This is a genomic window from Aquimarina megaterium XH134 (genome assembly GCF_000520975.1).
GTDB classification, from domain to species: Bacteria; Bacteroidota; Bacteroidia; order Flavobacteriales; family Flavobacteriaceae; genus Aquimarina; species Aquimarina megaterium.
Genome location: NZ_JACB01000136.1, coordinates 1 through 704 on the forward strand (window position 1 = coordinate 1; position 704 = coordinate 704).

Sequence of the window (704 nt, forward strand, 5' to 3'; positions counted from 1 at the left end):
ACTTCAATTGTAAAAATGCCAACTCATTCTTTTTACTTAGTTCTAATTCTTTGTAAGCCGCTTCAAGATCTTGTTTGTTCTTTTTTAATTCAATTTCCTTTTTCCTATTTAAAGATTGCGAATAATTTAATATAACATAACTCGCAACAAAAATGGATAATATCAAAATAGGATTCATCGTTTTCTCTGGATACAGACCTGTGGTTATTACAAAAGGGATGTAATATAACCCCCAACAAAGTACCATAATTAGTAATGTTATCCACTTATTATCAATTAACACAAGAGCTATCAAGGGACATAAGAAGTAAAAATTCTCCATCAAAATAGAAGACTCTACAAAGTTTGCAAAAACAAATATGACAAAAATGAGCACCAAGATAAATAAGATACGTGCTAATAAAAGTTTTTTATGCTTTTGCAAGAAAACTATACTTACTATTGTAATAAAAGAAAAGAAACGCACCTTTAATCCTTCTATTAAAGTTTCTGCAAAAAAATAGTCAAAAGCTGTAAAAAAAATAAGAAACACAAACCATGTTAAACAAAAAGCATTTAATAATCGTATTCTTTTGTGCTCTATCTTATTATCTTGATAGATACCTGTATTTATAAGTTGTTTATATAGTTTTTTTATTTTAGTCAATTTATACATGATTATAAAACCTCATCAATATCTCTTTTGAAAAGGCATTCTGATTTCT

Annotated in this window: 1 protein-coding gene; it reads right to left on the minus strand. The window is 26.8% G+C overall.

Translation table 11 applies throughout. The features are described from left to right. On the minus strand, window positions 1-646 hold a 646-nt coding region (locus Z053_RS29585), incomplete at its 3' end, for a hypothetical protein (RefSeq protein WP_152538412.1). Window positions 647-704: the final 58 nt, after the last annotated feature.